The organism is Leclercia sp. Colony189 (genome assembly GCF_009740165.1).
Lineage (GTDB): Bacteria > Pseudomonadota > Gammaproteobacteria > Enterobacterales > Enterobacteriaceae > Enterobacter.
The window spans coordinates 888,960-914,440 of the sequence record NZ_CP046557.1 but is presented as its reverse complement, the minus strand read 5'-3'; the positions used below and the strand labels follow the sequence as shown (position 1 = coordinate 914,440).

General features: G+C 58.9%; 18 protein-coding genes. 7 read left to right on the top strand and 11 right to left on the bottom strand.

Translation table 11 applies throughout. From position 1 onward, the window contains the following. Positions 1-45 precede the first annotated feature (45 nt). From glnD to GNG29_RS04285, 3 genes are all read left to right on the top strand, one after another. Positions 46-2,721, top strand: coding sequence for a bifunctional uridylyltransferase/uridylyl-removing protein GlnD (gene glnD / locus GNG29_RS04295; protein WP_156653936.1), 2,676 nt, complete (start codon positions 46-48; stop codon positions 2,719-2,721). 30 nt (positions 2,722-2,751) lie between these two features. Continuing rightward, positions 2,752-3,576: a 2,3,4,5-tetrahydropyridine-2,6-dicarboxylate N-succinyltransferase gene (gene dapD / locus GNG29_RS04290; protein WP_008501915.1), complete on the top strand. Its 825-nt coding sequence runs from the start codon at positions 2,752-2,754 to the stop codon at positions 3,574-3,576. A 111-nt stretch (positions 3,577-3,687) separates the two neighbouring features. Beyond that, entirely contained in the window at positions 3,688-4,077 is a 390-nt protein-coding gene (locus GNG29_RS04285) for a DUF3461 family protein (protein WP_032616607.1), read from the top strand. Between the two features lie 91 nt (positions 4,078-4,168). Here the strand turns inward: GNG29_RS04285 and cdaR are convergent, their stop codons facing one another. The 3 genes from cdaR to dgt form a co-directional block, all read right to left on the bottom strand. Then, positions 4,169-5,326 (bottom strand): DNA-binding transcriptional regulator CdaR, encoded by a 1,158-nt coding sequence (cdaR, locus tag GNG29_RS04280; RefSeq protein ID WP_103178330.1) that lies wholly within the window; start codon positions 5,324-5,326, stop codon positions 4,169-4,171. Between the two features lie 159 nt (positions 5,327-5,485). Next, positions 5,486-6,913 carry a serine endoprotease DegP gene (degP, locus tag GNG29_RS04275; RefSeq protein ID WP_103178329.1) on the bottom strand — a complete coding sequence of 476 codons (1,428 nt, stop codon included), beginning with the start codon at positions 6,911-6,913 and terminating at the stop codon, positions 5,486-5,488. A gap of 130 nt (positions 6,914-7,043) precedes the next feature. Continuing rightward, positions 7,044-8,558: a dGTPase gene (gene dgt, locus GNG29_RS04270; protein ID WP_103178328.1), complete on the bottom strand. Its 1,515-nt coding sequence runs from the start codon at positions 8,556-8,558 to the stop codon at positions 7,044-7,046. Between the two features lie 82 nt (positions 8,559-8,640). Here dgt and mtnN point away from each other — a divergent pair, with 82 nt between their 5' ends. The 3 genes from mtnN to GNG29_RS04255 are packed head-to-tail and all read left to right on the top strand — an operon-like array spanning position 8,641 to position 10,772. Then, positions 8,641-9,339, top strand: coding sequence for a 5'-methylthioadenosine/S-adenosylhomocysteine nucleosidase (gene mtnN, locus GNG29_RS04265; protein WP_156653935.1), 699 nt, complete (start codon positions 8,641-8,643; stop codon positions 9,337-9,339). Next, a complete protein-coding gene (gene btuF, locus GNG29_RS04260; protein WP_156653934.1) occupies positions 9,332-10,132 on the top strand; it encodes a vitamin B12 ABC transporter substrate-binding protein BtuF in 801 nt (266 codons plus the stop codon). The genes mtnN and btuF overlap by 8 nt, the downstream gene beginning before the upstream one ends. 16 nt (positions 10,133-10,148) lie before the next feature. Next, complete coding sequence (locus tag GNG29_RS04255) at positions 10,149-10,772, top strand: TRIC cation channel family protein (RefSeq protein WP_103178325.1); 624 nt, start codon at positions 10,149-10,151, stop codon at positions 10,770-10,772. 40 nt (positions 10,773-10,812) lie between these two features. Here the strand turns inward: GNG29_RS04255 and erpA are convergent, their stop codons facing one another. Continuing rightward, positions 10,813-11,157, bottom strand: a complete 345-nt coding sequence (gene erpA / locus GNG29_RS04250) for an iron-sulfur cluster insertion protein ErpA (protein ID WP_039030319.1) — start codon at positions 11,155-11,157, stop codon at positions 10,813-10,815. Positions 11,158-11,236: 79 nt separating this feature from the next. Next, positions 11,237-12,613: a H(+)/Cl(-) exchange transporter ClcA gene (gene clcA, locus GNG29_RS04245; RefSeq protein ID WP_156653933.1), complete on the bottom strand. Its 1,377-nt coding sequence runs from the start codon at positions 12,611-12,613 to the stop codon at positions 11,237-11,239. Positions 12,614-12,790: 177 nt separating this feature from the next. On the opposite strand from clcA, the gene hemL reads away from it, so the two are divergent. Then, positions 12,791-14,071, top strand: coding sequence for a glutamate-1-semialdehyde 2,1-aminomutase (gene hemL / locus GNG29_RS04240; RefSeq protein ID WP_156653932.1), 1,281 nt, complete (start codon positions 12,791-12,793; stop codon positions 14,069-14,071). Positions 14,072-14,164: 93 nt separating this feature from the next. On the opposite strand, the gene fhuB is transcribed toward hemL, so the two are convergent. The 6 genes from fhuB to hrpB form a co-directional block, all read right to left on the bottom strand. Next, on the bottom strand, positions 14,165-16,147 hold the full coding sequence (fhuB, locus tag GNG29_RS04235) for a Fe(3+)-hydroxamate ABC transporter permease FhuB (protein WP_156653931.1): 1,983 nt from the start codon (positions 16,145-16,147) through the stop codon (positions 14,165-14,167). Then, a complete protein-coding gene (gene fhuD, locus GNG29_RS04230) occupies positions 16,144-17,031 on the bottom strand; it encodes a Fe(3+)-hydroxamate ABC transporter substrate-binding protein FhuD (RefSeq protein WP_409201130.1) in 888 nt (295 codons plus the stop codon). Before fhuD ends, fhuB begins: the two co-directional genes overlap by 4 nt. Further along, positions 17,031-17,828 carry a Fe3+-hydroxamate ABC transporter ATP-binding protein FhuC gene (gene fhuC, locus GNG29_RS04225; RefSeq protein ID WP_103823288.1) on the bottom strand — a complete coding sequence of 266 codons (798 nt, stop codon included), beginning with the start codon at positions 17,826-17,828 and terminating at the stop codon, positions 17,031-17,033. Before fhuC ends, fhuD begins: the two co-directional genes overlap by 1 nt. Before the next feature lie 54 nt (positions 17,829-17,882). Next, on the bottom strand, positions 17,883-20,132 hold the full coding sequence (gene fhuA, locus GNG29_RS04220) for a ferrichrome porin FhuA (protein ID WP_156653929.1): 2,250 nt from the start codon (positions 20,130-20,132) through the stop codon (positions 17,883-17,885). Positions 20,133-20,368: 236 nt separating this feature from the next. Beyond that, entirely contained in the window at positions 20,369-22,885 is a 2,517-nt protein-coding gene (mrcB, locus tag GNG29_RS04215; protein WP_156653928.1) for a bifunctional glycosyl transferase/transpeptidase, read from the bottom strand. A gap of 112 nt (positions 22,886-22,997) precedes the next feature. Beyond that, positions 22,998-25,427 (bottom strand): ATP-dependent helicase HrpB, encoded by a 2,430-nt coding sequence (gene hrpB / locus GNG29_RS04210; RefSeq protein ID WP_156653927.1) that lies wholly within the window; start codon positions 25,425-25,427, stop codon positions 22,998-23,000. Between the last annotated feature and the right edge of the window lie 54 nt (positions 25,428-25,481).

The following is a 25,481-nucleotide window of genomic DNA, read 5'->3' as shown; positions in this document are numbered from 1 at the left end:
CCGGCTTTTTTAATGGCTATCGTTTTTTCTTATGGGTGGCGCGCAATGAGTAACCTTTTACCCGAACAGTATGCCAATACGGCACTCCCCACCCTTCCTGGTCAGCCGGATAACCCCGGCGTCTGGCCCACGGCCGAGCTGACGTGCGCGGGTATTAAAGCGCATATCGACACTTTCCAGCGCTGGCTGGGCGAGGCCTTTGACAGCGGGATCTCCGCCGAAGCGCTGATTGAGGCGCGCACGGAATTTATCGATCAGCTTCTGCAGCGTTTGTGGATTGCTTACGGTTTTGGCCAGTTGGCCGACGTCGCGCTGGTGGCCGTTGGCGGCTATGGTCGTGGCGAGCTGCACCCGCTGTCGGATATCGATCTGCTGATCCTGAGCCGCAAAAAGCTGCCTGACGAGCAGGCGCAAAAAGTGGGCGAACTGTTGACCCTGCTGTGGGACGTCAAGCTGGAAGTCGGCCACAGCGTACGTACCCTGGAAGAGTGTCTGCTGGAGGGGTTATCCGATCTCACCGTCGCCACCAACCTGATTGAATCGCGTCTGCTGATTGGCGACGTGGCGCTGTTTCTTGAGCTGCAAAAACATATTTTCAGCGAGGGGTTCTGGCCATCGGAGAAGTTCTTCGCCGCCAAAGTCGATGAACAGCAGGTGCGCCACCAGCGCTACCACGGTACCAGCTACAACCTGGAGCCGGACATCAAAAGCAGCCCCGGCGGCCTGCGCGATATTCATACCCTGCAGTGGGTGGCCCGTCGCCATTTCGGCGCCACTTCGCTCGATGAGATGGTCGGTTTTGGTTTTCTCACCGAAGCGGAGCGTAACGAGCTAAATGAGTGCCTGCACCTGCTGTGGCGCATCCGTTTTGCCCTGCATCTCGAAGTGACCCGCTACGACAACCGCCTGCTGTTCGATCGTCAGTTAAGCGTCGCCCAGCGCCTGCACTACAGCGGCGAAGGCAACGAGCCGGTCGAGCAGATGATGAAAGATTTCTTCCGCGTTACCCGTCGCGTGGGGGAGCTTAATCAGATGCTATTGCAGCTGTTTGATGAGGCGATCCTCGCCCTGACCGCCGATGAAAAACCGCGTCCGATCGACGATGAGTTTCAGCTGCGGGGCACGCTGATCGACCTGCGTGACGAGACGCTGTTCATCCGCAAGCCGGAAGCGATCCTGCGGATGTTTTACGCCATGGTGCGTAACAGCACCATCACCGGGATCTACTCCACCACCCTGCGCCATCTGCGCCATGCCCGCCGCCATCTCACTCAGCCGCTGTGCTACATTCCGGAAGCGCGGTCGCTTTTTCTGAGCATGTTGCGTCATCCGGGTGCGGTAAGCCGCGGGCTGTTGCCAATGCACCGTCACAGCGTGCTCTGGGCCTATATGCCGCAGTGGTCGCATATCGTCGGCCAGATGCAGTTTGACCTGTTCCATGCCTATACCGTTGATGAACACACCATCCGCGTGATGCTGAAGCTGGAGAGCTTCGCCCAGGAGGAGGTGCGCAGCCGTCACCCACTCTGCGTTGAACTCTGGCCTCGTCTCACCAACCCGGAGCTGATCCTGATTGCCGCCCTGTTCCACGATATCGCCAAAGGGCGCGGCGGCGACCACTCGATCCTGGGTGCGGAGGACGTGCTGAAATTCGCCGAACTACACGGGCTCAATTCGCGCGAAACCCAGCTGGTCGCCTGGCTGGTCCGTCATCATCTGCTGATGTCGGTCACCGCCCAGCGGCGCGATATTCAGGATCCTGAGGTGATCAAACAGTTTGCCGAAGAGGTGCAGACGGAAAACCGCCTGCGCTTCCTGGTCTGCCTGACGGTAGCCGATATTTGCGCCACCAACGAGACGCTGTGGAACAGCTGGAAGCAGAGCCTGCTGCGCGAGCTCTATTTCGCCACCGAGAAACAGCTGCGTCGCGGCATGCAGAGCACCCCGGACATGCGCGAACGCGTGCGACATCATCAGATGCAGGCTCTGGCGCTGCTGCGGATGGAGAATATTAATGAAGAGGCGCTGCATCAGATTTGGGCCCGCTGTCGCGCCAACTATTTTGTGCGCCACAGCCCAAACCAGCTGGCCTGGCATGCGCGCCATCTGTTGCAGCACGATCTGACGAAACCGTTGATCCTGCTGAGCCCGCAGGCGACCCGTGGGGGAACAGAGATCTTCATCTGGAGCCCCGACCGCCCTTACCTGTTCGCCGCCGTCTGTGCGGAACTCGACAGACGTAACCTCAGCGTGCATGACGCGCAGATTTTCACCACCCGCGACGGCATGGCGATGGATACCTTTATTGTGCTGGAGCCGGACGGCAGCCCGCTGTCTGCCGATCGTCACGAGCCGATCCGCTTCGGGCTGGAGCAGGCGATCACCCAGCGCAGCTGGCAGCCGCCGCAGCCCCGTCGGCAACCGGCAAAACTGCGCCACTTTACCGTCGATACCGAGGTCAATTTCCTGCCCACCCATACCGACCGGAAATCGTTTCTCGAGCTGATCGCCCTCGACCAGCCGGGGCTGCTGGCCCGGGTCGGGCAGGTTTTTGCGGATCTGGGAATTTCGCTGCATGGCGCCAGAATTACAACCATTGGCGAGCGAGTAGAAGATTTATTTATAATCGCCACCGCCGACCGTCGTGGGCTTAATAATGCCCTGCAACAGGAAGTGCAACAACGGTTGACAGCAGCCCTCAATCCAAACGATAAAGGGTGATGTTTTTTTTTACCTGGAAAGAGTTGAACTATGCAGCAGTTACAGAACGTTATTGAGTCCGCTTTTGAGCGTCGCGCCGAAATTACTCCGGCAAATGTGGATACCGTGACCCGCGAGGCGGTTAATCAGGTTATTTCTCTGCTTGATTCCGGCGCGCTGCGTGTAGCCGAAAAGATCGACGGTCAGTGGGTCACTCACCAGTGGCTGAAGAAAGCGGTACTGCTCTCTTTCCGTATTAACGATAACCAGGTTATCGACGGTGCGGAAAGCCGCTACTTCGATAAAGTCCCGATGAAATTCGCCGATTACGACGAAGCGCGTTTCCAGAAAGAAGGCTTCCGCGTGGTGCCACCAGCAGCCGTTCGTCAGGGTGCATTCATTGCCCGCAACACCGTGTTGATGCCTTCTTACGTTAACATCGGTGCTTACGTTGACGAAGGTACCATGGTAGATACCTGGGCGACCGTTGGCTCCTGTGCGCAGATCGGTAAAAACGTCCACCTCTCTGGCGGCGTGGGTATCGGTGGGGTTCTTGAGCCGCTGCAGGCTAATCCGACCATTATCGAAGACAACTGCTTCATCGGCGCACGCTCCGAAGTGGTTGAAGGCGTGATCGTAGAAGAAGGTTCCGTGATCTCCATGGGCGTCTACATCGGCCAGAGCACCCGTATTTACGATCGTGAAACCGGTGAAGTGCATTACGGTCGCGTTCCGGCGGGCTCCGTGGTGGTATCCGGCAACCTGCCTTCTAAAGATGGCAAATACAGCCTGTACTGTGCGGTGATCGTTAAAAAAGTCGATGCGAAAACTCGCGGCAAAGTTGGTATCAACGAACTACTGCGCACCATCGATTAATCGGGTATAACAAAAAGCGGGGGCGACCCCGCTTTTTTTATATCTGAGGGTGGCGAAAATAGATTTTTTCGTGAATTATTCATGGGTTATGTTGAGATCAAGGGTACCGCTATGTACGATAATCTGAAAAGTCTGGGCATTACTAATCCTGATGAAATTGACCGTTACAGCCTCCGTCAGGAAGCCAATAACGATATCCTGAAAATCTATTTTCACAAGGATAAGGGCGAGTTCTTCGCCAAAAGTGTAAAGTTCAAGTACCCGCGCCAGCGTAAAACTGTCGTTGCCGATGGCATCGGCCAGGGTTACAAAGAGGTGCAGGAGATCAGCCCAAATCTGCGCTATGTGATCGATGAACTGGATCAGATTTGCCAGCGCGATCGCACTGAAGTGGATCTGAAGCGTAAGATCCTGGATGACCTGCGTCATCTGGAAAGCGTGGTTGCCCACAAGATCACGGAAATCGAAGCGGATCTTGAGAAGCTGACCCGTAACAAATAAGCCGTTCCTGTGTGCCGGGTGGCGGCTTCGCCTTACCCGGCCTACTCCCGGGTTTTGTAGGCCCGGTAAGCGCAACGCCACCGGGCAAAAATTACCGCTGCTCGTCCAACTGCAAGGCCACATACAGCAACAGACGGTCGTCAAAATTCCCCAGATCCAGCCCCGTTAACTCCGATATCCGGTTCAGGCGGTACTCCAGCGTATTACGATGAATAAAGAGCGCTTTTGAGGTCGCCAGTGGCTGTACGTTATGACGGAACCATGCCTGTAAGGTGCGCCGCAGCAGGCCGTTGTTATCCATCGCTTTCAGACGCACCAGCGGACGCGCCAGTTCGTTGGCCTGCCAGCCGCCGCGCAGGCTGTCGAGGAGCACCGGCAACATCAAATCCTGGTAAAAATAGCTGCGGCTTTCCGGCATACGCTGCTTGCCGACCATCATCGTGGTTCGGGCCGTGCGCCAGGAGCGGGCGATGCTTCCCGGACCGGTAAAATAGTTACCTAATGCCACACGAAAACGCAGCTGCCCGTTCTCTTTCATCCGCGCAATCAGCTGCTCCACGCGGCGACGATGATCTTCTGCATCCCAGCGGCCAAACTGGTTTAACGCCGGTTTCAGCACCACCATTTCCGTTAACGAGACGATCGCCACCAGGTTATTGCGCTCCGGCGTGGCCAGCGCGTTCTGCAGCTGTTGCAGCTCGACCATGGCGCTATCGACGCCCAGCTGCCCGCTATCGACCTCAATGACCGCTACAACGCGGGGCTGGTTAAGGTCGATACCCAGGCGTTGAGCCCACTCCGTTAATGCCGGGGTATGCTCTTCCGCCTGGATCAGGTTCATGACCAGCTCTTCACGCAGGCGGCTGTCCTGCGCCAGCAGGTGCATCAGGCGGGATTGCTCCAGCATCATCTCCGCCGTCATACAGACCAGCTCGCCATATTTGCGCAAAGATTCCGGCTCACCGGTCAGCCCGATAACCCCGACAATTTCGCCCTCAAGGCGCAGCGGCAGGTTGATCCCCTGCCGCACACCGTGCAGATGTCGCGCCACCGCGTCATCAATATCCACCACGCGCCCCTGGGAGAGCACCAGCAGTGCACCTTCGTGCAATTCCCCAATACGCTCGCGATCGCCACTGCCGATGATCCGGCCACGTGCGTCCATCACGTTGATATTGGTGTCGATGATGCGCATTGTTCGCGCCACAATATCCTGCGCCATTTTGGTATCAAGATGCCAGCCAGCCATGTCGCCCTCCTCTGAGCAGAGCTCAAGCATAAGGAAGATTAATCAGTGCCGCATTGTGCAAATGCACAAACTCACAGGGAGAAGTATGGACTTGTGGAAGGGTTCACAGAAAGGCAGAAAAAAGCCCCTGTTTCCGTAGGGAAGCAGGGGCTGAACGGATTACTGCATCAGCAGATAGAGAGAGGTGTCGCCACGCTGGATATTCAGCGCCAGTACCGACGGTTTGCTGTCGAGGATTTTGCGCAGTTCAGCGATGTTCTTAACCGGCTGCTGGTTGGCGCCGATAATCACATCCCCTTTCTTCAGGCCGATACGGGCAGCCGGGCTGTTGGCTTTAACGTTGTCCACCGACACGCCTTTATCCTGGCCTTTGTTGCTCATATCCGCACCTTCGATGCCGCTGAAGATGGTGCCGGCATCCACCTGATTCTGGCTGCTCTGCTGCAGTTCCAGGTTCACATTAACCGGTTTACCTTCACGCAGCAGACCCAGGGTCACTTTGCTGCCTACCGGCATGGAGCCCACTTCCGCACGCAGTGCCGCAAAGCTGCTTACCGGTTTGCCGTTCAGGGTGGTGATCACGTCACCGGCCTTTATCCCCGCTTTCGCTGCGGAGGAGTTTGGCATGACCTGGCTGACAAAGGCGCCGCGCTGGGCATCAACCTTCATCGCTTTCGCCAGCTCGGAATTCAGCTCGGTGCCCAGAATACCCAGCTCACCGCGCTTAACCTGACCAAACTCAACCATTTGCGCCGTCAGGTTTTTCACCATATTACTTGGGATAGCGAAGCCAATGCCGATGTTGCCGCCGTCCGGGGCGAGGATCGCGGTGTTAATCCCGATCAGCTCACCGTTCAGGTTGACCAGCGCACCACCGGAGTTACCGCGGTTAATCGCCGCATCCGTCTGGATAAAGTTTTCGTAGTTTTCTGCGTTCAGACCGCTACGGCCAAGGGCAGAAACGATACCAGAGGTGACCGTCTCACCCAGACCGAACGGGTTACCGATAGCCACGGTGTAATCCCCCACGCGCAGCGCGTCAGAGTCGGCGAGCTTAATCGCGGTCAGGTTTTTCGGATCCTGAATCTGAATCAGGGCGATATCAGAGCGAGGATCTTTCCCGACGATTTTGGCGTCGAGCTTACGCCCGTCGCTCAGTTGTACCTTAATGCTGGTGGCGTTATCCACCACGTGGTTGTTGGTGACGACGTAGCCTTTGGCGGCATCGATGATGACACCAGAGCCCAGCGCCATAAACTTCTGCTGCTGGCCGCCGCCGTTACCGCCGCCATCGCCCTGGCAGAATGGAGAGCTCTGGAACGGTGAACCGTCCTGGCAGAACGGCGAGTTATCGCCGAAGAACTGCTGGAAGTTACGTGGCATGCGTGGCGTGTTGACGGTGGTGCTGCCCTCGACATTGATACTGACCACCGATGGCATCACTTTTTCCAGCATCGGCGCCAGGCTTGGCATCTGCTGTGCAGTGGCGGCCGACGATACGGTCTCCGCTGCGCTAGCAGACAGTGGAGACAACGCTAATCCTAAACTCAGAGCCAGTGCACTCATTGCTAAAGTGGTTTTTTTCATGTTTCTTAATCTCGATTTACAGGTCACGCACAATTGCTGTGTATATCAGATTCGTTTTGCTGCGCTTAGTTCCGGTATTAAGTTTCTGGAAAAAGTAAAAATTTATTGTCCGTCTTTACAAAACTCTCCTTTATTCCACCGCCATCAACTTGCGGTATTCATCCCATGCATACAAGTCCGTCATTCCGCTGATATAGTCCTGAATCAGCCGGCAGCGATAATAAAACTCCAGCACCGGCCAGTCTGCCTGCTGGCGATTTAATTTACCGATAGATTCCACATATGCCAGCCGATGGCGCGTCGAAAGTTTATGAAATAGCCGCGTTTCAATCGGAAAACGGCGTACCCGTTCCTTTTCAACCAGCTCACTAAAGTCGTCCACCGATAATTGCAGCAGCGGGCGATAGATCTCCAGCAGGCCGGTTATCACGCGATAGCCCTGTAATTCCAGCTGCTCGACATCCGGATGGCTGAACACGTGCCGCATCGCCACATTCTTATAGAGCTCAAGGAGTTGACTGAATCCACTATCATCCTCGAGCAGCGCATGGTTAAATTCCCCGCGGTAGATCTGTTCAATATTGTCTATAAAACGCTCAGCCGCATAGGGCACCAGTTTATTAAGGGTATTGACGCGTAAATACATAAAGAACTGATCTTCGGTGCTGCGGCTGAGGGTGTTCGAACGTGATTTCTCCCACGCGTTTTCGACAACCTGCGAAAACAATGAACCTTTTTCATGGTTACCCCAGGCATCATAAAGATGCTGATAAAGCCCCTCGACGCTGAATATTCTTTTTTCGACGGCATCTTCCAGATCGGCAACGCAATAGGAGATATCGTCTGCCGCTTCCATAATCCAGGTTAATGGAAAGCGACCATACTGCGGAAGAGAGAGCTCCTGACGCAGCCGCTCTATATACGCCTCTTCAGAGAAATAATAGCCCGGCTTTTTCATCAAATAATTGTGCGTCGCGGGGGGATCGCCCTGCCACCAGGCGGGACGGGTATATTTCAGAATGCATCCCACCTGTGCCCAGGTGAGGTTCATGCGCATCAGGGAGTGCACCATCCGGATGCCCTGTGCATTCCCCTCAAAGTGACACAAATCCTGGCGCACCTTGCGACGAAGCGCGTTCAGCGCCTCTTCGCCTTCACGCAGCCGCAAATCCTGCACCACGCAGCGATCGTCGCTCAGCGGCTGGCTTGCCGCATCGGCAGGGTACAGACGCTGGCGGAACCAGTCATTGATCGCCGCTTCGCCAAAATGACCAAAGGGGGGATTACCGATATCGTGCATCAGGCACGCCATCTCAACGATGCTTTCGAACGGCCCCGTCAGCTCGTCCAGGCCGTAGGTTGCCAGCAGGCGCTGCTCTTTGAGGCGGCTGAGGATCTCTTTGGCGATGTAGCGTCCAACCTGCTGAACCTCCAGCGAGTGGGTGAGCCGGGTACGCACGGCGGCGTTGCGTTCGAGCGGAAAGACCTGCGTTTTTTGCTGTAACCGACGGATCGCCGGAGAGTTAATGATGCGCCCGCGGTCGCTTTCGAAGATCCGCAGGATCTCGTGTTCGCTCTTGTTCCCCTGCGGAGAGCGGTAGCGACGCTGCCAGTTAATTTTGGTGCGAAAATCGATTGGTGCCATGTGCTCCCCCGCGTGAGAATGCGTTTCCCCTTAACCGCATGATAGACTATGCATCTTAACAAGGCACATCGCGAGTAAATCTATGAAAATCGGTATTATTGGAGCAATGGAAGAAGAAGTTACGCTGCTGCGTGACAGAATTGAGAACCGTCAGACCCTCTCTCTGGGCGGTTGCGAAATTTACACTGGCACGCTGAACGGAACTGAAGTAGCTCTGCTGAAATCGGGTATCGGTAAAGTTTCCGCCGCGCTGGGCGCCACCCTGCTGCTGGAGCGCTGCAAGCCAGACGTGATTATTAACACCGGCTCTGCGGGCGGTCTTGCATCAACCCTGAAAGTGGGCGATATCGTGGTCTCTGACGAAGCGCGCTACCACGACGCCGATGTGACCGCCTTTGGTTACGAGTATGGCCAGCTTCCGGGCTGCCCGGCAGGCTTTAAGGCCGATGAAAAACTGGTTGCCGCTGCGGAAAGTTGCATCGCAGAGCTGAACCTTAACGCCGTGCGCGGCCTGATTGTCAGCGGCGACGCCTTTATCAACGGCTCCGTGAACCTGGCGAAAATCCGTCACAACTTCCCGCAGGCGATCGCCGTGGAAATGGAAGCGACCGCCATCGCGCACGTTTGCCATAACTTCAGCGTGCCGTTTGTCGTGGTTCGCGCCATCTCCGACGTTGCCGATCAGCAGTCCCACCTGAGCTTCGACGAGTTCCTCGTGGTTGCTGCCAAACAGTCCAGCCTGATGGTTGAGACGCTGGTGCAGAAACTGGCGCGTGGCTAAGCCGCTCAAAAGGGCGCTGCTTGCGCTGCTTCTGCTGACACCGGCGTGGCTTCTGGCCGCGCCGCGTGTAATTACCCTCTCCCCTGCCAATACCGAACTGGCGTTTGCCGCCGGGATCACCCCCGTCGGGGTCAGCAGTTATTCCGACTATCCTCCCGAAGCCGCTAACATTGAACAGGTCGCCACCTGGCAAGGCATAAATGTTGAACGCATCGTCGCGCTGAAGCCCGATCTGGTGCTGGCCTGGCGCGGCGGCAATGCCGAGCGTCAGGTAAACCAGCTCACCTCGCTCGGCATAAAAGTGCAGTGGATCGATGCCACCCGCATAGAGCAGATTGCCCGGGCCCTGCGCGATCTTGCCCGCTGGAGCCCGACACCGGGGCAGGCGCAACAGGCCGCACAGCAGATGATGGCTGATTTTGCCGCCCTAAAGGCCACCTACGGCGCACTGCCGAAAAAGCGGGTATTCATTCAGTTCGGTCAACAGCCGCTGTTCACCACCAGCAAGGGCTCCCTGCAACATCAGGTTGTTGAGCTGTGTGGCGGAGAAAATATCTTCGCGGCCAGCCGGGTTCCCTGGCCCCAGGTGAGCCGTGAGCAGGTACTGGCGCGCCAGCCTCAGGCGATTGTGGTGGGCGGTTCGGCGGGCGATATTCCTAAAATAGAACAGTACTGGCAAGGTCAGCTAAAAATACCCGTGATTCCGCTGAACAGTGACTGGTTTGAGCGCGCGAGCCCGCGTATTATCCTCGCCGCAAAACAACTCTGCTCTGCGCTGTCGCAGAGCCACTAATTTCTCGAGGATTACGATGCTCGTTTACTGGCTGGATATTCTTGGCACAGCCGTTTTTGCGATTTCCGGCGTTCTGCTGGCCGGTAAGTTACGCATGGATCCGTTTGGCGTGCTGGTGTTGGGCGTGGTCACGGCCGTCGGCGGGGGAACGATCCGCGACATGGCGCTGGATCATGGCCCGGTATTCTGGGTCAAGGATCCCACCGACCTGGTGGTGGCCATGGTCACCTGTATGTTAACCATTATTCTCGTCCGCCAGCCGCGTCGCCTGCCGAAATGGCTGCTGCCGGTGCTGGATGCGGTGGGCCTCGCGGTGTTCGTCGGCATTGGCGTAAACAAAGCCTTTATGGCTGGCACCGGCCCGATGGTGGCGATCTGTATGGGGGTGGTGACCGGCGTGGGCGGCGGGATTATCCGCGATATTCTGGCGCGCGAAGTGCCGATGATCCTGCGAACGGAAATCTACGCTACGGCCTGTATTCTGGGCGGGATCGTTCACGCCACGGCCTGGTATACCTTTCATGTTCCGCTGGAACAGGCGGCGATGCTGGGGATGGTGGTAACGCTGGCAATCAGACTGGCGGCAATCCGCTGGCATCTGAAGCTGCCAACCTTTGCGCTGGATGATAATGGAAGATAGCGAGTAGGCCCGGTAAGCGAAGCGCCACCGGGCATTACCGTCAGATGCTGAACGAAGAACCACACCCGCAGGTGCTGGTTGCGTTCGGGTTGGTTACCACAAAGCGTGAACCTTCCAGACCTTCGGTGTAGTCAACAGAACCACCGACCAGATACTGCAGGCTCATCGGGTCTACGACCAGCGCGACGCCCTGCTTCTCAATGGTCATGTCGCCATCGTTAACCTGATCGTCAAAGGTGAAGCCATACTGGAAGCCGCTGCAGCCGCCGCCAGTAATGTATACCCGCAATTTCAGCTCCGGGTTGTCTTCATCGGAAATCAGGTCTTTTACTTTTTTGGCTGCTGCTTCGGTAAACTGCAACGGCAGCGCTACGTCATCACTCATCTTATGCTCCCATGAATACTGCTAGTGGGTAAAAATCACCCAATTCTTGTTGTCATTATCTAATACCCTGGTAATTCATTCAAGTATTCTGCTTCGCCAGGGTACGGGCAAGAATGGTGGAGTATAGCGGTTGTCCGCCGAGGAACTGGGCTAATAGTGTGGCCCCCAGGCAGGTAATGATCATTGGCAAAATGAGCTGGTAATTGTCGGTCATCTCCAGCACCAGCACAATGCCGGTCAGCGGCGCGCGCAACGATGCCGCCAGCAGCGCCCCCATTCCGGCGATGGCAAAGGTACCGGCCTCAAGATGATACGCCGGGAAGCCTGCGGCTGCGGCCATGCCAAAGGCCGTACCCAGCAACGTACCCAACGCCAGCATCGGGGCAAAAATGCCGCCAGGGGCGCCGGAAGAGAAGCAGAGTACGGTAGTGATGACCCGCGAGATAAACATAAACAGCAGCAGGCCAATGCTGAAGTTACCCGCAGCCGCAATGGGGATCAGCCCAAAGCCACCCCCAGCCGCGTTGGGTTCGATAAAGCCCAGCACTCCGCACGCGCCCCCCAGCAGGCCACCCACCAGCACCCATCGGGTTGTATTGCCGCCGTGGATCCGCTGGAACATATCCTGAGCGCGAATAATAAGGGCATTAAACAGCGGGCCAACAATGCCAAAAATCATGCCGAGGATCAGATAGAGCCAGAGCGTATTGACCGGGGCGTTGGTCAACTTACCGACCTCAATGACCGCCCCTTCGCCATTGAAAAGCCGAAAGACAATGCTCGACATAATCACGCCGGTAAAGACCGCTTTAATCGAGATCAGGTTATAGCGAAACTGGGCGCGCATCTCTTCAATGATAAAGAGGATCCCCGCCAGCGGGGCATTAAACGCAGCGGAAAGCCCCGCGGCGGCACCGGTTGCCAGCAACGTATGGCGTGCTTCAGCGCTGCGCATTCTGAACAGATCGCTGACCATACGGCCAACATTACCGCCCAGCTGTACGGTCGGCCCTTCCCGTCCGAGCACCATCCCCGCTCCAAGCGTCCCCATTCCGCCGATAAACTTAACGGGCAGTACACGCCACCAGCGGACCGGACGCAGCTCTTCGAGCGCCCCTTCTATCTCAGGGATCCCCGAGCCGCCCGCTTCCGGGGCGAATTTACGCACCAGAAAATAACCGACCATCGCAAGCAGGGCAGATAAGCCGAACGCCAGGATCCAGACTACCCCTTCACGATCGGCATAACCCGCAACGGTGCCAATACGCCAGTTCAGCACGCCATTAACGGCCCTTTCAAACGCGACGCCCACCAGCCCTGCCAGCGTGCCGACAACGGCTGCGCCCAGCAAAATTGCCAGTGGCGTCTTGTCGCGGTTGAGCAGCCGACGGATGCTGATACGGTATTGCGCGCGCGCAAATTGTTGTTCTTCAAATGAGGGGGAATCTGATTTCATTGCCTGTTAAGTTTCGTCATACAAATCGCCGCGGGGATTTTACCAGAGACCGTCCAGCCGTCTCCTGAAAATTGCTTAACAATTGTTAATGCATTACCAGGGTAAAAATTTCATAACCTTCCACGAATCACTTAGAATAGTGCGCTTAACCATTTTATACGAGCCAGGAATCACGCCATGAGTAAGTCTGAAACGCTTTACAGCGCTGCCCGCGAGCTAATCCCTGGCGGTGTTAACTCCCCGGTCCGTGCCTTTACCGGCGTGGGCGGTACACCGCTGTTTATTGAACGTGCCGATGGCGCCTATCTGTATGATGTGGATGGCAAAGCCTATATCGACTATGTCGGCTCATGGGGCCCGATGGTACTGGGACATAACCACCCGGCTATCCGTAACGCGGTCATCGAAGCGGCGGAGCGCGGTTTGAGTTTCGGCGCGCCAACCGAGATGGAAGTCAAAATGGCGGCGCTGGTGACTGAACTGGTCCCGACTATGGATATGGTGCGCATGGTGAACTCCGGTACCGAAGCGACCATGAGCGCCATCCGTCTGGCCCGTGGCTTTACCGGCCGTGACAAAATCATCAAATTTGAAGGTTGCTACCACGGTCATGCCGACTGTCTGCTGGTGAAAGCCGGTTCCGGCGCCCTGACCCTCGGCCAGCCGAACTCTCCGGGCGTGCCGGCGGATTTCGCGAAGCACACCCTGACCTGTACCTATAACGATCTCGATTCGGTGCGTGCCGCCTTTGAGCAGTATCCGCAGGAGATCGCCTGCATCATCGTTGAGCCGGTGGCGGGCAACATGAACTGCATTCCACCGCAGCCGGGCTTCCTGCAGGGCCTGCGTGCGCTGTGTGACGAGTTCGGCGCGCTGCTGATTATCGACGAAGTGATGACCGGCTTCCGCGTGGCGCTAGCGGGCGCCCAGTCTTATTACGACGTGGTGCCGGATCTCACCTGTCTGGGCAAAATCATCGGCGGCGGCATGCCGGTGGGCGCCTTCGGCGGTCGCAAAGAGGTGATGGATGCGCTGGCCCCAACCGGTCCGGTCTACCAGGCGGGCACCCTCTCCGGGAACCCAATTGCCATGGCCGCCGGTTTCGCCTGTCTGACCGAAGTGGCCCAGCCGGGGATCCACACCACCCTGACCGATCGCACTACCCAACTGGCAAACGGTCTGCTGGACGCGGCGGAAGATGCGGGTATTCCGCTGGTGGTAAACCACGTGGGCGGCATGTTCGGCCTCTTCTTCACCACGGCTAAAACCGTCACCTGCTATCAGGATGTGGTGCAGTGCGACGTTGAGCGCTTCAAGCGCTTCTTCCATCTGATGCTGGACGAGGGCGTTTACCTGGCGCCGTCGGCGTTTGAGGCGGGCTTTATGTCGGTTGCGCACAGCGAAGAGGACATCAACAAAACCATCGAGGCGGCGCGCAGGGTGTTTGCGAAGCTCTGATGATGTTGTTTGCCGGGTGGCGCTAACGCTTACCCGGCCTACAAAACCCTCGAACCGTAGGCCGGGTAAGGCGAAGCCGCCACCCGGCATTTTTTACCTGCTCTGCTTGCGCAGCAGATAGATAAAGTACGGCGCACCGATAAAGGTGGAGAGCAGCCCCGCCGGGATCTGATACGGGAACAGCACCATCCGGCCGCACCAGTCGGCGAACACCAGCAGTATCCCTCCGATTAACGCCGACATCACAATGTGCGGCATCGTCCGACGGAAGCCCATCATCCGCGCGATGTGCGGCGCCATCAGCCCGATAAAACTCAGCGGGCCAATCGTCAGGGTCGCCGTCGCCGTCAGCGCTGCCGCCAGCAGCAGCAGGCCGATTCGCGAGCGGTTCAACGCCATGCCCACCGAACGGGCCGTGTCGCCACCCAGCGGCAGCACCGTCAGCCAGCGACGGCAGAGCGGCACCAGCGCCAGCAGGAGGAGCATTGCTATCCCGGTGCTCATAACCTGTTCGGTTGTCGCATTATAGGTTGAGCCGGAAATCCAGGTCAGGATCTGCGCCATACGCGGATCGCCGCTGGCCTGCAGCATCATCAGCAGCATGGTGAAGGCGGTACTCAGCGCCATCCCCGCCAGCAGCATCCGGTGCGGCGAGAAGCCGCCGCGCCCGGCAGAGACCAGGATAATCAGCAGCGTCGCTGCGGCACCAAGGCTACCCGCAGGCATCAGCCAGCCGAAGGCATTACCCGGTACAAAGAAGAGCATCAGCACCACGCCGAACGCCGCACCGGAGCTGATCCCCAGCACTTCCGGGCTCGCCATCGGGTTACCGGTAAGGCGCTGAATAATGCAACCCGCTACCGCCAGCATCACCCCGGCCATCAGGGCGGCAAAAATACGCGGCGCGCGCCACGGCAACAGTTCGTCAAGCATCGCTCCGCTCGCCCAGTGCCATCCCTGCGCATCCCGGCCAAACGCCATCGCCGCTATCACCGCCAGCAGCAGTACCGCGCCGCCTGCCAGGGCAAACCACACCACGTGGTGGCGCTCGGCCTGCACTTTATCGCCCGCGTTCATCGCCGGGGCGCTCATGCTGCGCAGACGCGGCAGCAGCCACAGCAGCAGCGGCGCGCCGATCAGGGCGGTTACAGAACCGGTGGAGACCTCCATCCACACCCGCGTCAGCCAGAGGATCACCTGGTCAGAGAGCCAGAGGATCAGCGCCCCAATCAGCGGGGCCAGTATCAGTCGGGAGAGCAAGCGCCGCGCCCCCAGCATTTTCGCCAGCAGCGGCGCGAACAGTCCGATAAAGCCGATGATGCCCACAGCATTCACCAGCAGAGCACTGATAACAATCGCCAGCGTCAGCGCTGCCAGACGCGCCAGGGTGAGCGCCAGCCCGAGGTTACGCGCCACGCCATCATCCAGCCCCATCAGGGTAAGCGGGCGCAGCAGCAGCAGAGTCAGCAGCACGCCGCCGAGCAGCTGCGGCCAGAGGCGCTGGACGATGCTCCAGTCGGTTTGCGTCAGCGTCCCGGTGCTCCAGAGGAACATGCTTTGCAGCTGGTCGTGATGGAAAATCACCAGCAGTTGGTTAACCGCGCCGCAGTAAAGGCTCACCACCAGGCCTGCCAGGATCAGGGTGACCGGCGAGAGGCGTTTACCCCAGGCCACGCCAAAGACAATCGCCCCGACGACGCAAGCGCCCACCAGCGCGGCGAACTGCGCCGCCAGTACGCCCGGTAGCGCCCACAGGGTGATGATGGTCATCCCCAGCTGGGCACCGGTTGCCACCCCCAGAGTGGTTGGCTCGGCGAGCGGGTTACGCAGTACCTGCTGGAACAGTACGCCCACCAGCCCGAGCCCTGCCCCCACCAGCAGCGAGATCGCCAGCCGCGGCAGCAGGCTGTAGTGGAACAGCATCTGTTGAATATTGTCGATATCCGGGGCGGCCAGCGCGCTGCCCCACTCGCTCCGCGGCAGCGCAATGCTCAGGTTCCACCAGGTTAAGCCCAGCGCAACGGCCAGCAGCAGCGCCATAAACAGCGACGGGAAAAGGGCAATCCGTGACCTCATGCCTGGCCTCCCAGGGCGCTATCCAGCACGCGGGCAAAGTGCATTGCCGACAGCGTCGCGCCGTAGAACCACACCGCGGGAACGCGCTTCACGCGCTGCTGGCGGACAAACGGCATCGCCTGCCACAGCGGCGTCGCCATTAGGGTCTGCATTTCCCGTTCATTGCCGTGATCGAAGCAGAGCACATCCACATCCTTAAACGCCGCCAGACGGTCGATGCCGACGGCGGTACTCCCCCAGAAGGTCATCTCCCCTTCCCAGGCGTTTTTAATCCCATAGCGATCCAGCACTTCCTGGAACAGGCAGTTATTGCCAAACACCAGCATATGACGGGCATCGAGCAGCGTCACCATCAGTAGCGGGCGATCTCCACGACCGGCGAAGCGCGGTTTGAAACTGTCAATCACGCTGTCGAAATGGTCGAGATGCTGGCGGGCCGCACTCTCCAGATTCAGAAGCTGCGCCATCTCGGTTAACGATTTGCGGGCGTTAGCCAGCGGCTTTTTCCCGTCGCTAAAGGCAAAACCCCGCCCCGGCGCAATGCGCGCCAGCTTCTCTTCTGACGGGCCATACCCGGCCGACCAGACCAGGTACGAGGGTTTCATCTGGGTGAGCAGTTCGAGGTTGGGCTCGGTACGCAGGCCGATGTCGATAACCGACTCTGGCAGCCGGGGCTCGTTCACCCATAAGGTGTAGTTGGGAATATCGGCCACGCCGTAAGGGGTCACGCCGAGCGCCAGCAGGAGCTCAACGGGGAGCCACTCCAGGGCCACAATGCGCTGCGGATCGATTGCGGCAGCCTGCGCCGTGTTCATTTTCCACAGCAGCGGCGAGAGGGCCATGGCCGTCAGCAGGCGGCGACGGCTAATCATAAAATCAGGCATCAGTAGACAAAGCTCACCGGTGCCGCTCCCGCAGGATGCGGCAGAATACCCATAGGAATGCCGTAAATGTTTTCCAGCGTCTCGCTGCGCATCAGCTCGGCAGGCGTGCCCTGGGCGATCATCTCCCCGCCGCGCAGCGCCACCAGGTAATCGCAGTAACGCGCCGCCATGTTGATGTCGTGCAGCACCGCAATCACCGTCAGCCCGCGCTGCTGGCTTAAGCGATGCACCAGCGCCAGCACATCCACCTGATGGGCGATATCGAGGGCCGATGTCGGCTCATCCAGCAGTAAACAACGGCTATCCTGCGCCACCAGCATGGCGATCCATGCCCGCTGGCGCTCGCCGCCGGAGAGGCTATCCACCAGACGATGGGCCAGCGGTTTTAACCCCACCAGCGCAATCGCCTCTTCCACTTTCTCGCGGTCGGCCACACCAAAGCGACCCAATGCGCCATGCCAGGGATAACGGCCAATCGCCACCAGTTCGCGAACGGTCATCCCTTCCGCCTGCGGCAGTTGCTGCGGCAGATAGGCCACCTTGCGGGCAAAGGCCTTGCTGTTCCAGCTCTCCAGCGGCTGTCCATCCAGCAGGATATCGCCCTCAGACGGCGGCTGATGGCGGCCGAGCATTTTCAGTAAGGTGGATTTGCCGGAGCCGTTATGGCCGATAAGGCCGGTCACCTGGCCTGCGGGGAAGGTCAGCGAAAGGGGATGCAGCAGCGTGCGTCCGGGAACGCGAAAGGAGACGCCATCGAGCGCAAAAGTGGTATCGGATTGCGGGTTGTTTTCCTGCATGTCAGCCAACTTAAGTAAAGAAAAGGGCACGAAAAACGTGCCCAAATTTAAAGGTTAGAAGCGGAAGGTCGCAGTCGCAACAACCTGGCGTTCTGCTCCCCAGAAGCAGCCATAGGTGTTGAAGCAGCTGGCGACGTATTCACGATCCAGCAGGTTGTTCACGTGCAGCGCCACGTTCGAGCCCGCCATGCCAAAGCGCGCCAGATCGTAGCGCACCAGCGCATCCATCACCGCGTAGCTGCCCACCTTGAAGGAGTTCGCCGGATCGCCATAGCTGGAGCTGGAGAAGCGACCGCCGGTGCCCAGGGTCAGGCCAGAGAGTGCGCCATCATAGAAGGTGTAATCCCCCCACAGGGAAGCCATATGCTCAGGCACCTGCGCCGGGGTGTTGCCTTTGTAGTTGGTGTCGGTGGTGTACTCCACGTCGGTGTAGGTGTAAGACCCCACCACGTTCACGCTGGCAGACAGCGCTGCTTTGGCTTCGATCTCCACGCCGCGGGCGCGGATCTCGCCGCCTTCAACCGAGAAGAACGAGCCCGCAGGATCGGCCATCAGGTTGTTGGTTTTGGTCAGTTGATACAGGGCCCCGGTCAGAACGATCGGACGATCGCTCGGCACGTACTTCACGCCCACTTCGTACTGCTTGCCTTTTGACGGCGCAAACGGCTTACCCTGCGCGTCGGTCTGGGAAGAGGGCTCGAAAGATTCGCTGTAGCTGAAGTATGGCGTCACGCCGTTATCGAACAGGTAGTTCACCCCGCCGCGCCAGGTGAACTGGTTGTCATCACGTGATGCGGTGGTGCCCGCGACGCGGTTAAACGAATCCTGCTCTGCCCAGTCGTAACGGCCACCCAGGGTGACCAGCACCTTGTTCCACTGCGCCTGATCCTGCACGTAGAGACCGGTCTGCTGCTGCTTGTTCAGGATCTGATACGGACCGGAGTTCGCCGGGTTTTTTGAGTCGAAATCGAAATCGCTGTACACCGGGTTGTAGAGATCCAGCAGCGGAACGGAAGCGTCATAGCCAAACCAGGCGTTGATATCGTTACGCATACGCATATAGTCAACGCCGGTCAGGAGGATATGGTCAACGTCGCCGGTGGCGAATTTGCTCTGCAGCTGGGTATCAACGGTGAAGTTTTGCAGCTTCTCGTCGTCAACCACATATTTACGCGCCAGGTAATGGCCTTTGTCCGCAGGTGATAACGCGTTACAGAGGGCGTTGCCACTGTTCGCCGCATCGGAGCAGACGCCGTAACCATAGACGCTGTTCTGCGAGGTTTTATTCTCGGCAAAACGCAGGTTCTGACGCACGGTGAAGGTGTCGTTGAATTCGTGATCGAAGCTATACCCGACCATCTTCTGGTTACGGGAGTAGATATTGTTTTTCGCCCCTTCGTTGAAGTCGGTCGGCAGGCGATCGCCGTTTGGCAATGGATCAACCGTGCCCTCTTTCGGCAACCAACCGTAGTAACCGGTCTCCGGTTCGTTCTGGAAATAGGAGAGGAAGGTGAAGTTGGTTTTATCAGACGGACGCCAGGAGAAGGATGGCGCAATGGTGTAACGCTGCTCTTCCGCACGCTCCTGCTGGGCGTTGTTAGAACGCGCCAGACCGGTCAGGCGATAAGAGTAAACCCCGTCGTCGTCCAGCGCATCGCTGAAGTCAAACCCGGTCTGGAACAGACTATCCGTCCCGACCTTAAACTGCACCTCTTTCAGCGGCTCGGTCAGTGGACGCTTGCTGACCATATTCAGCAAACCACCCGGGCTGCTTTTGCCGTAGAGAACGGAGGTCGGGCCGCGCATCACTTCCGCGCGCTCGATCATATAAGGGTCAATTACCGCGTCGTTATAGAAGTTGCCCTGCATCTTCATGCCGTCGAGGTAGTTGTTCTGGCTTTGGCCATCGGCAGCAAAGCCACGAATAATCAGGTAATCGTAAGTATTGGACGCGCCACGCGTACCGACTGCCACCCCTGGCGTATAGCTCAGTGCTTCTTTCACCGAGCGCGGCTGGTGCAGCGCCATCTCTTCCGCGGTCACCACGGAAATCGACTGCGGCACCTTCTCAATGGAGGTATCCGTCTTGGTGCCGGTAGCGGACTGGCGTGCCGCAATGGTCGCCGCCGGTCCCCAGGCGCTCTCCTGCGGAGCAGGCGCTGCGGTGACGGTGATGGTTTCTTCTTTTTTAGGGGTTTCGGCAGCGTGAGCGTAAGCAGACATGCCGCTAACCGCTGTGGCTACAACAACTGCGATTTTACGCAGTGAAGATTGCATTGGCTGAGCAGTTTTTGAAAGCGCCATTGGTATATCTCTGATGAAAGCGTGAATGATAACGTAAACGAGAATTATTATTATGACCGCAGCATATTATGCGAAACATTCACGGCATAGCAAGTGATATGCGCCCCTACAGGAAATGAGGGTATAAGAATTAAACAATGGAAAATAGAGGGTTAATAAATGAAGGTTTGAGTGTTGGAGGGATGTTTAATTGAGGTGAAAATTCCCTCTCCCGCAGGAGAGGGAATAGTGGTGAGTTAACCGCCGAACATATCCTTGATCCAGCCCGCGACACCGTCGCTCTCCTTCTTCTCGGGCTGCTGCGGCTGCTGTTGTTGCGGCTGCGACTGCGGCTGAGAAGACTGGTCAAACGGATTACCCGATGGTTCCGGGGCAGCCTGCTGACACAGGGAGTCCGGGTTGCTGGTCCAGACCGGCACACGGCGCATACCGCCGCCACACACAAAGTTGCCCGACTCATCCACGCCCATATCGACGATATCTTCCGGTGGCGTCAGGGTTAACGGCACCGGCGACTGGTTAGCCAGATAGCGCTGGTAGATAGACATCGCCCCGCTGGCACCATACAGCTTGGTTGGCTGGTTGTTATCGCGCCCTACCCAGGTGATCACCACTTCACGTCCGTCGATACCCGCAAACCAGGTGTCGACGTTGTTATTGGTGGTCCCGGTTTTACCCGCCAGATGCAGGCCAGGGTACTTCGCCCCCAGCTGACGCCCGGTACCGCGCTGCACAACCTGCTGCATGGTCCAGAGGGTCATATAGGCAGCCTGCGCCGGTACGGCACGCTCCGCCTGCGGAAAGCTCTGGTACAGCGGGGTGCCGTCTTCGGCAATCACTGAACGCAGCGCAGAGAGCGGAGCACGGTTCCCGCCGCTGGCGATGGTCTGGAACGCCTGCGCCACTTCAATTGGCGTCAGGTTCAGGGCCCCCAGCAGCATGGCCGGAACCGGATGCAGCTGATCTTTCGGCACGCCCAGTTTTAGCCAGGTATCGGTGACTGCTGGCAGGCCAAGCGCCATCCCAAGGTTAACCGTCGGCACGTTCATGGAACGCGTCAGGGCGTCCACCAGCATCACCTGGCCGCTGTACTGCTTATCGTCGTTCTGCGGCGACCAGACCTGGCCATTCGGCTGGCGCAGGGCAATCGGGGCATCGGCGATCCAGGTGTTGAGACGATACTGGTTCGGCTGGCTCAAAGCGGTGAGATAGGTCGCCGGTTTAGCCAGAGAGCCGATCGAACGGCGTGCCTGCATGGCGCGGTTATAGCCCGCAAACTGCGGCTCTGCCCCGCCGACCATCGCCCGCACTTCGCCGGTGGTGCGATCGACCACCACCATCGCGGTCTCCAGATCGCTCAGCTTGCGCTGTTTTTTCAGCGCCGGAATACCTTCTACCGCCGCCTTCTCTGCGGCATCCTGCGCCACGGAGTCAAAGGTGGTGAAGATCTTCACGCCGGAGAGATCTTTAACTTTATCGCCCAGTTTGGCCTGCAGCTCCTGACGCACCATCTGCATAAATGCAGGCTGCGGGGAGATGACGCCGCCGCGCGGCTGTACGCCTAACGGACGTGCGCTGAGCATGTCATACAGTTCCTGGTCGATCACCTGCTGCTGTTGCAGCAGACGCAGCACCAGATTACGCCGCTCCAGAGCCAGTTTCGGGTTACGCCACGGGTTGTAGATGGAGGCACCCTTAACCATGCCCACCAGCAACGCCTGCTGGTCGAGGCTCAGCTCTTCCACCGGACGGCCAAAGTAGTAGAGGCTCGCCAGCGGGAAGCCGCGAATTTCATTGTCGCCGCTCTGACCGAGATAGACCTCGTTCATATAGAGCTCAAGAATGCGGTCTTTGCTGTAGCGCGCATCCATCAGCACGGCCATGTAGGCTTCGTTGGCCTTACGCCAGTAGGAGCGTTCGCTGGAGAGGAACAGGTTCTTCACCAGCTGCTGGGTCAGGGTACTTGCCCCCTGCACCGTGCGTCCTGCGGTCAGGTTCGCCAGCACCGCACGACCAATGGAGTAGAGGCTGACGCCATCGTGCTCATAGAAGTGACGGTCCTCGGTCGCCAGCAGGGTATCCACCAGCAGATCCGGGAAGCCATTACGCGCCACAAACAGGCGCTGCTCGCCGTTTGGCGAGGAGAGCATGGTGATCAGCCGCGGATCGAGACGGAAGAAACCGAACTGACGGTTGTTCTCCATGTTCTCAATAGTTTCCAGATGATCGCCATCGAAGGTCAGACGCGCGCGCACCTGCCCCTCTTTACTGTCCGGGAAGTCAAACGGACGGCGGATCATCTCAATGCTCTTCGCCTGCACCGTAAACTCGCCGGGACGGGTCATCTTCGTCACCTGGCGGTACTGGGTCGCCTCCAGCAGCTTGACCATCTCGTTCTTGCTGATGGACATATCCGGCTCAAGGTTAACCATCCGGCCATAGACCGCCGCCGGCAGCTGCCAGACTTTGCCGTCAATGCGGCTGCGGATCTTTTGATCCAGATAGACGCCATAGATCGCCAGCAGGATGAGGAAAACAATAAACAGCTTCAGCAGCAGCCAGAACCAGCCGCGCTTGCCACGAGGTTTACCTTTTTTGCCTTTTCCTTTACGTGGCGCAGGTGCGACATCGTCATACTCATTATCAACATCGTCGTACTCTTCATCTCTGAGGCGTCGACGGCCTGCCTTTTCTTTTGCCGGACGGGCAGGTCTTCCTTTACGTCCAATTGGCTCGCGGTCATTCCCCGCCATGCTTTCTCTCCGCAACTATCAGGCGCAAAGGCCCGATTCTCTGGTCTTCCCCCTGATGGAGGAAGAAGAAATCTCTCAAATTTACCCTCTCAGAGGGTATTGCCGGGTGGCGCTACGAATACTTCTTCGTGCGCCGGGTCGGCGCGGTATTTGCCGGGTCGTCCGGCCAGACATGTTTGGGATAACGCCCTTTCATCTCTTTTTGCACCTCGCGGTAGCTGCCAGCCCAGAATGCACCCAAATCCCGGGTGATCTGCAGCGGACGCTGGGCCGGTGACAACAGCTCCAGCACCAGCGGCACCCGCCCCTGCGCAATGGCAGGCGTGGTCGCCTCGCCAAACATCTCCTGCATGCGTACCGCCAGCGCCGGAGGATTATCTTCATGATAACGAATGGCTATCCGGCTGCCGGTGGGCACAGTGTAATGCCCTGGAAGCTCGGTATCCAGACGTTGGCGTAACGACCAGTCGGTTAAGTTCTGTAATGCCGCCTTAACATCCAGCGCTTTTAGCGCGCGCAGGGAGTGTACGCCACTCATTTGCGGCAGTAACCAGTTTTCCAGATTTGCCAGCAGCGAGGCTTCGTCTACCGCGGGCCACGCGTACTCCGGCAGCCACTGCGCCGCGCAGTGCAGGCGAAGCCGGTACTGCTCCGCCTCCGGGGTCCAGTTCAGCACGCTGAGCCCTTTATCGCGGATGCCGTTAAGCATCGCCTGATGCAGCTCCTCTTCCGAGGGCTTCGCCAGCGGCTTGACGCTCACCGTCAGGCGGCCAATCTGCGAACGCCGCAGCGCCTTCAGCGTGCCCTGCGCTTCATCCCACTCCACGGTGTCAGACTGTTCCACCAGGCCCGGAGAAGCGGCGATCAGAGTATCAATATCCACTGCTATGGCCTGCAGAATACGGGCATCCGGCGACTGGCTGCCCTGCAACAGTAGCGGCGCAATCAGCCACTCGTGGCGGGTCATGGCGTCGTCGCTCTGTAGCATCGCGCCCATGCCATTTGCCAGTTGATAGCGTCCATCAAGCCCACGGCGGCGGGCGATCCGGTCGGGAAACGCCTTCGCCAGCAGCACGGGCACCCGGTCGCTCTCCGGCGCCCCGCCCCGGCTGTTCAGGCGCGCACTCAACTGCCGGGCACGCTGCTGCCACTCCGGCTGATTGCGGGAGAAGGCCTGAGCCAGATCGCTACTGGCGCCACGCGGCGGCTGTTCAAGGATAGCGGCCAGCTTTGCCGCCGTCGCAATATCATCGTCATCCGTCGCGCTGGCCAGCATGGCCGCCAGCCGCGGATCGTTGCCAGGCGTCGCCATCTTCTGACCAAAGGCGGTGAGCTGCTCTCCCGCCAGCGCCCCAAGCTGCGTTAATAAGCGCCGGGCCGCCGCAAGGTTAGTCGCAGGCGGCAGATCCAGCCAGTTTAATTGCGAGGGCTCCCGGCAGCCCCACTGCAACAGTTCCATCAGCAGGCCGCTGAGATCGCTTTGCATAATTTCGGGCGTGCCCTGCGCCGCGGCGCGTTCTGCCTGCTCAAACGGCGTAAGATGCAGACAGATACCCGGCTCCAGTCGCCCGGCGCGCCCGGCGCGCTGGGTCATGGAAGCCTGGCTCACGCGCTGGGTCAGCAGGCGGGTCAGGCCGGTGCGCGGGTCGAAATTCGCCACCCGCTCCTGGGCGGAGTCCACCACCAGCCGGATGCCCTCGATGGTCAGGCTGGTTTCGGCAATATTGGTCGCCAGCACCACTTTGCGCTGCCCTGGCGGGGCTGGCAGGATCGCTTTACGCTGCTCGGCCAGCGGCAGGGCGCCATACAGCGGGCAGAGCACCACGTCATCACTTAGGCGACGTGACAGCTGCTCCTGTACCCGCTGGATCTCAATCACGCCCGGCAAAAACAGCAGCAGCGAGCCCGGCTCCTGGCGCAGCAGCTCGGTGGTGGCGACCGCCACCGCTTCGTCGAAACGCAGCTGGGTGGAGAGCGACTGATAGCGCCGCTCCACCGGAAACGTCCGGCCCTCAGACACAATGGTGGGTGCCTCCGGCAGCAGGCGCTGGAGCCGCGCGTTATCCAGGGTCGCGGACATGATCAGCAGTTTGAGATCGTCCCGCAGTCCCTGCTGGACATCCAGCAGCAGCGCCAGCGCCAGATCCGCCTGCAGGCTGCGCTCGTGGAACTCATCGAGGATCACCAGTCCTGTGCCGGTCAGCTCGGGATCCTGCTGCAGCATCCGGGTGAGGATCCCCTCGGTGACCACCTCCAGCCGGGTGTTGGCCCCCACGCAGGTTTCGGCGCGCATCCGGTAGCCGACCGTCTCGCCGGGCTTTTCCCCCAGCAGCTCCGCCAGGCGCTGCGCCACGTTGCGGGCCGCGAGCCTGCGCGGTTCGAGCAGGATGATTTTGCCGTTGATCGCCCCCTGCGCCAGGATCTGCAGCGGCAGCCAGGTCGATTTGCCCGCACCGGTTGGCGCGTTCAGCAGCACCTGGGGGGCATGTTGTAAGGCGTGAAGGAGATCGGGAAGGACAGCGGCGACCGGCAACAAGGACACGAATGGCTCCAGAGGGTTAACTTTAGACGGCGTACATTGTAGCATCGCCACAAT

What these genes read in the sequence shown, in the direction of transcription:
- glnD (WP_156653936.1), top strand. Translation starts at nt 46, where the DNA reads ATGAGTAACCTTTTACCCGAACAGTATGCCAATACGGCACTCCCCACC.
- dapD (WP_008501915.1), top strand. Translation starts at nt 2,752, where the DNA reads ATGCAGCAGTTACAGAACGTTATTGAGTCCGCTTTTGAGCGTCGCGCC.
- GNG29_RS04285 (WP_032616607.1), top strand. Translation starts at nt 3,688, where the DNA reads ATGTACGATAATCTGAAAAGTCTGGGCATTACTAATCCTGATGAAATT.
- cdaR (WP_103178330.1), bottom strand. Translation starts at nt 5,326, where the DNA reads ATGGCTGGCTGGCATCTTGATACCAAAATGGCGCAGGATATTGTGGCG.
- degP (WP_103178329.1), bottom strand. Translation starts at nt 6,913, where the DNA reads ATGAAAAAAACCACTTTAGCAATGAGTGCACTGGCTCTGAGTTTAGGA.
- dgt (WP_103178328.1), bottom strand. Translation starts at nt 8,558, where the DNA reads ATGGCACCAATCGATTTTCGCACCAAAATTAACTGGCAGCGTCGCTAC.
- mtnN (WP_156653935.1), top strand. Translation starts at nt 8,641, where the DNA reads ATGAAAATCGGTATTATTGGAGCAATGGAAGAAGAAGTTACGCTGCTG.
- GNG29_RS04255 (WP_103178325.1), top strand. Translation starts at nt 10,149, where the DNA reads ATGCTCGTTTACTGGCTGGATATTCTTGGCACAGCCGTTTTTGCGATT.
- erpA (WP_039030319.1), bottom strand. Translation starts at nt 11,157, where the DNA reads ATGAGTGATGACGTAGCGCTGCCGTTGCAGTTTACCGAAGCAGCAGCC.
- clcA (WP_156653933.1), bottom strand. Translation starts at nt 12,613, where the DNA reads ATGAAATCAGATTCCCCCTCATTTGAAGAACAACAATTTGCGCGCGCG.
- hemL (WP_156653932.1), top strand. Translation starts at nt 12,791, where the DNA reads ATGAGTAAGTCTGAAACGCTTTACAGCGCTGCCCGCGAGCTAATCCCT.
- fhuB (WP_156653931.1), bottom strand. Translation starts at nt 16,147, where the DNA reads ATGAGGTCACGGATTGCCCTTTTCCCGTCGCTGTTTATGGCGCTGCTG.
- fhuD (WP_409201130.1), bottom strand. Translation starts at nt 17,031, where the DNA reads ATGCCTGATTTTATGATTAGCCGTCGCCGCCTGCTGACGGCCATGGCC.
- fhuC (WP_103823288.1), bottom strand. Translation starts at nt 17,828, where the DNA reads ATGCAGGAAAACAACCCGCAATCCGATACCACTTTTGCGCTCGATGGC.
- fhuA (WP_156653929.1), bottom strand. Translation starts at nt 20,132, where the DNA reads ATGGCGCTTTCAAAAACTGCTCAGCCAATGCAATCTTCACTGCGTAAA.
- mrcB (WP_156653928.1), bottom strand. Translation starts at nt 22,885, where the DNA reads ATGGCGGGGAATGACCGCGAGCCAATTGGACGTAAAGGAAGACCTGCC.